The sequence below is a fragment of the Thiocapsa sp. genome (genome assembly GCF_035467215.1).
GTDB lineage: Bacteria > Pseudomonadota > Gammaproteobacteria > Chromatiales > Chromatiaceae > Thiocapsa.
Window position 1 is genome coordinate 1 of record NZ_DATITZ010000259.1, and the last position, 4,017, is coordinate 4,017.

Here is a 4,017-nt window from a genome sequence, read left to right on the forward strand (position 1 = left end):
GCTCAAGCCGGTCTTGGAAAGCTTCAAGGCCGCGGGCAAGCCCTTCAAGATGGGCATGGTCTTCCCGGTCTCGACGCACAACTACGAGCTGCGCTACTGGCTCGCCGCCGGCGGGCTGCACCCCGGCTACTACGCTCCGCACAAGAACGACACCGACGGGCAGATCGACGCCGATGTGCTGCTGTCGGTCACTCCGCCCCCGCAGATGCCGGCCACCATGGAGTCCGGAACCATCGACGGCTACTGCGTCGGCGAGCCCTGGAATCAGCAGGCTGTCTTTATGGGCATCGGCGTCCCGGTGATCACCGATCATGAGATCTGGCCATACAACCCGGAGAAGGTCTTCGGCATGACCGCCGGGTTCGTCGAGGCCAATCCAAACACGGCGGTGCGGATCGTCAAGGCGATGCTTCGGGCCGCCAAGTGGCTCGACGAGAACGACAACGCCAACCGCGCCGAAGCGGTCAAGATCCTTTCGCGCCCGAACTATGTCGGTGCAGACGAGGCGGTCATCGCCGCGTCCATGACCGGCACCTTCGAGTACGAGAAGGGCGACAGCCGCGAGGTCCCGGACTTCAACGTCTTCTTCCGCCACAACGCCAGCTACCCCTACTACTCGGATGCCGTCTGGTATCTCACCCAGATGCGCCGTTGGGGTCAGATCGCCGAGCCCAAATCCGACGACTGGTACATGGCGACCGCCAAGCAGGTCTATCGGCCCGATCTCTACCGCCGCGCGGCGGAGTCGTTGATCGCCGACGGCCTGATGGAGGCGTCCGACTTCCCCGACTTCGACACGGAGAGCGGATTCAAACCGACACAGACCGGATTTATCGACGGCATCGACTACGACGGCACCCGGCCAAACGCCTATCTGGAGCAGTTCTCGATCGGGCTGAAAGGCGACACGCAGTTGTAACGCAGATCCTTAAGTGTCCGGTGTCGGGGGAGCCCCGAGCCGGACGCGAGCCCATCGACACCGGAGAAGACCATGTCGAACATCGACGTCACCGCGAAGACCTATGACCTGCCCTGGTTGGCGCAAGCGATGGACTGGCTCGCCGGCGACGGCGCCGAGCGCGCCGCCGGAGGCTTGATCCGACACCTGCTGCTGCCCTTGGTCGGGATCGGCCTCTTTCTGATGCTCTGGGCCGCCGCGGCCTCCCAGATCCAGACCTCGCTCGGCCAGTTGCCCGGGCCGACCCAGGTCTGGTCCCAATCCGTTGCACTCTGGGGGGAGCACCGCGAGGAGCGCGCCCGTGAGGCCGCCTTCAACGAACGCATCGAGCAGCGTGTCGAGCGTGCGGTGGCGAGCGGCGCCACAAGCGAGGAGATCGCCAAGATCCGTGCCCGTGGCTACACAGGTGCGCCGACCTTCGTCAGCCAGATCTGGACCAGCCTGGTGACGGTGATGGTCGGCTTCCTGCTCGCCTCCGTGATCGCGATCCCGCTCGGCATCCTGTGCGGGATGAGCGCGGCCGTCTACGCGGCGATGAACCCTTTGATCCAGATCTTCAAACCGGTCTCGCCGCTCGCCTGGCTGCCGCTGGTGACCATCATCGTGAGCGCCGTCTATGTCAGCGAGGATCCGCTCCTGGCCAAGTCGTTCATCATCTCGGCGATGACGGTGACGCTGTGCTGTCTCTGGCCGACGGTGATCAACACGACCGTCGGGGTCGCCACGGTCGATCGCGACCTGATGAACGTCAGCCGCGTCCTGCGTCTGTCCTGGTTCAAGCAGACGGTCAAGATCATCCTGCCCTCGGCCTTGCCGATGATCTTCACGGGTCTGCGGCTGAGTCTCGGGATCGGCTGGATGGTGCTGATCGCCGCCGAGATGCTGGCCCAAAACCCCGGTCTCGGAAAATTCGTCTGGGACGAGTTCCAGAACGGCAGCTCCAACTCGCTCGCGCGGATCATGGTCGCCGTGTTCGTGATCGGCTTCATCGGCTTTGCACTCGACCGCGGCATGCTCATGCTCCAGCGCGGCGTCTCCTGGGACAAGACGGCGGTGCTGAGATGACGCGCCCTGTCGATTGCTCCGACCCCATGACCGTCTCACGAGGATCCAAGACATGTCTGCCTATCTGAGCATCGATCGGGTCGGGATCACCTTCCCGACGCCGAAGGGACCGCTCGAGGTCCTGAAGGACATCAAGCTCGACATCGCCCAGGGCGAGGTCGTCTCGCTCATCGGCCATTCGGGCTGCGGCAAATCGACCGTGCTGAACATCGTCGCCGGGCTGCTCGAAGCGAGCACGGGCGGCGTGCTGCTCGAGGAGCGCGAGGTGAAGTCGCCGGGACCGGACCGCGCCGTCGTCTTTCAACAGCACTCCCTGCTGCCCTGGCTGAGCGTCTACGACAACGTCCGCCTGGCCGTCGACCAGGTCTTCGGTCGCCGCAAGACGCGCAAAGAGCGGCATGCGTGGACCCTGCACAACCTGGATCTGGTGCACATGGGCCATGCGTTGGAGCGCCGACCTTCCGAGATCTCGGGCGGGATGAAACAGCGCGTCGGGATCGCCCGCGCCCTGGCCATGGAGCCCAAGGTCCTGCTGATGGACGAGCCTTTCGGCGCGCTGGATTCGCTTACGCGCACTCACATGCAGGACTCGCTGCTGGAGATCCAGGCCCGGCTGAACAACACCGTCATCCTGATCACGCACGACGTCGACGAGGCCGTGCTGCTTTCGGACCGCATCGTGATGATGACCAACGGACCCTCCGCGACGGTCGGGCGGATCCTGGACGTCGACCTGCTGCGCCCCCGCGACCGACTCGCGCTCGCCGAGGATCCGACCTATCACCACTACCGCGCCGAGGTCGTGAAATTCCTCCACGAGCGCCACGCGCCCGCGGTGACGCAGTCCGCCCGGCCGGCGCGCGAGCGTCCGACGCTGCGTCTGGCTGCGAATGGTTAGGGGGTAGACGACTTGGTTTCAGTTGAGAGTTTCCAGCGATGAGCTGTCAGCCATCAGCCTTCAGCCGTCAGCGCCTTCGGTCCTTTGCGTTTTAACTGCTCTTTTTAGGTTCATAAGGCTCAATCCATTCGGCAGCCTCGGCTGAACCCCGAACCCCGAACCCTGAACCCCGAACCCCGAACCCCGAACCCCGAACCGGAGCGACCAAATGAGCATCATCCCCAACTGGCTCCGACGCAGCGCCCACGCCGGCGGGCGCGACGGACTCGAAAAGACACGCCTGACGCTCGGCTTTATCCCGCTGACGGACTGTGCGCCTCTGGTCATCGCCAAAGAGCGCGGGTTCTTCGAGAAATACGGCCTGGACGTGGAGCTCTCCAAGGAGACCTCTTGGGCCAATGTCCGCGACAAGGTCAGCATCGGCATCCTGGACGGCGCACACATGCTCGCGCCCATGCCGATCGCGAGCACGCTGGGCATCGGTCCGGTCGAAAAGCCGACCGTCACGGCGCTGAGCCTGGACCTGAACGGCAACGCCATCACGGTCTCGCAGGCACTCTACGAGCGGATGCGCGAGCTGGATCCGGCCGCCATGAATCATCGGCCTTACTCGGCGGTGGCCTTGAAGCAGGTGATCGAGGAGCGCCGCGCGCAAGGCGGCAAGCCGCTGACCTTCGCGGTGGTCTTCCCGGTCTCGACCCACGCCTACGAGCTGCGCTATTGGATGGGCGCCGCGGGGATCGATCCGGATACCGACGTGCGGCTGCTGGTGGTCCCGCCGCCGCAGATGGTCACCCAGCTGCGCGCCGGTAACATCGACGGCTTCTGTGTCGGCGAGCCCTGGAACTCGGTCGCCGTCGCCGAGGGTCTGGGGCGCGTCCTCATCACCAACTACGAGCTCTGGAACAACAATCCCGAGAAGGTCTTCGGGGTCAATCTGGAGTGGGCCGAGCAGTATCCGAATACACACCGTGCCCTGCTCATGGCCCTGTTGGACGCGGCACGCTGGACCGATGCGCCCGAAAATCGCCCGAGCGTCGCCGAGCTGATCGCGCCGAGACGTTACATCAATGCCCCGGTCGAGATCGTGCGTCAG

At 64.8% G+C, this 4,017-nt stretch carries 4 protein-coding genes; all 4 read left to right on the top strand.

Features of this window, described 5'->3' with window-relative positions:
• A partial coding sequence (locus tag VLR48_RS14815) for a CmpA/NrtA family ABC transporter substrate-binding protein (protein WP_325292534.1) occupies nucleotides 1-919 on the top strand: 919 nt, incomplete at its 5' end.
• A gap of 72 nt (nucleotides 920-991) precedes the next feature.
• Nucleotides 992-2,023, top strand: a complete 1,032-nt coding sequence (locus VLR48_RS14820) for an ABC transporter permease (RefSeq protein WP_325292535.1) — start codon at nucleotides 992-994, stop codon at nucleotides 2,021-2,023.
• A 52-nt stretch (nucleotides 2,024-2,075) separates the two neighbouring features.
• A complete protein-coding gene (locus VLR48_RS14825; RefSeq protein ID WP_325292536.1) occupies nucleotides 2,076-2,921 on the top strand; it encodes an ABC transporter ATP-binding protein in 846 nt (281 codons plus the stop codon).
• A 208-nt stretch (nucleotides 2,922-3,129) separates the two neighbouring features.
• A partial coding sequence (locus VLR48_RS14830; protein ID WP_325292537.1) for a CmpA/NrtA family ABC transporter substrate-binding protein occupies nucleotides 3,130-4,017 on the top strand: 888 nt, incomplete at its 3' end.

What these genes read in the sequence shown, in the direction of transcription:
- VLR48_RS14825 (WP_325292536.1), top strand. Translation starts at nt 2,076, where the DNA reads ATGTCTGCCTATCTGAGCATCGATCGGGTCGGGATCACCTTCCCGACG.
- VLR48_RS14820 (WP_325292535.1), top strand. Translation starts at nt 992, where the DNA reads ATGTCGAACATCGACGTCACCGCGAAGACCTATGACCTGCCCTGGTTG.